The following is a 1,088-nucleotide window of genomic DNA, read 5'->3' as shown; positions in this document are numbered from 1 at the left end:
TGATTGTTCTTTTTTAACCAATCCGTGAAGTCACGTTCGAACGCTTGCCATTGCGAGCCAAGCAGTCGTTGCAAGGAGACTCTCTTAGCTGGTCTTTTCGTGAGAATACCTTTTCTGGCGTCATCAGCAAATTCCACACCAGCCGTTCTCCAGGGGCTCATCAAAGAACCATATTGCTCATTTCCCGGAATTGCACAAAATTGTTCCATTACATTTATCATTCCGCAAGATAGAACCCGTTTTTTAAATAGGTGAATGATTGGAATTTTTCCTTTGGCAAGAACATCGGAGACACTGATATCACCGGAACACCAATTGATTACAGAACCTTGTTGTAACAGATCAAAGTCACTATTTACTATTCGACCAGGGGTAATAATGTGTATATTTTTTTCCTGCTGCCCATCGGAATTTTGAAAAGTCATGATCACATCTTTTTTATCATCACTGTTGATTTTAAATACCTTAACAGACTTATAGGGAAAAAAGTCCGGTCGCTGTTCAGAGAAATACTCACTGAAGTGGCCCGGATTAAGCTGCCGAGAGCTGACTAACACCACATCTCTGTCGTTGTTTCCTTCCATCAGCACCAAAACTCTCAGCACCTTAGCGAGAAAATATTTAGTATTACCATAGGCAAAGTAAAATACGCTCTGGTCATTCCCATCACTGCTTTTGCTCAGTGGATTAGCGCAATACTTACGCAGTAAATCATCCTTGAATACAGTGTCAGGGTATGTATTTTCCATCAGGTATAGCCGCTGACAGCTAAAGCCCATACCCATCTCTTCTATTCCATGGGGGTCTGTTTCACTATAACCTCCGCTTCTGAGTTCATACTCACTAACACCCACCGTTTTGCTGGCAAATTTACCATCGCTGTTTGCCAACGGCGCTATCAAACCACTCGGGCCATGCAAGATAAAACTGGCCTCACACAGCAATTGATAGACTTCCTCTTCCTGGTGCACTGCGGTTAACGGCTGCTGTTCAAGTGGCCGGGATATTTCTTGATGGCGACCATCCAGAATGAAGGTTTTAACGTCATCAAAGGTGGCAATGGATCTTAATCGATTCAGCTCATCAAT

The 1,088-nt window shown here is 43.0% G+C and carries 1 protein-coding gene; it reads right to left on the bottom strand.

Annotation, left to right across the window (positions count from 1 at the left end; genetic code table 11):
• Positions 1-971: hypothetical protein (locus KDK17_RS03485; protein ID WP_257287346.1), on the bottom strand; the 971-nt coding region annotated here is incomplete at its 3' end.
• Positions 972-1,088 lie beyond the last annotated feature (117 nt).

The organism is Endozoicomonas sp. SESOKO2, from assembly GCF_024606245.1.
Lineage (GTDB): Bacteria > Pseudomonadota > Gammaproteobacteria > Pseudomonadales > Endozoicomonadaceae > Endozoicomonas_A.
The sequence above is the reverse complement of the archived record's forward strand: the minus strand, read 5'-3'. Positions and strand labels throughout refer to the sequence as shown.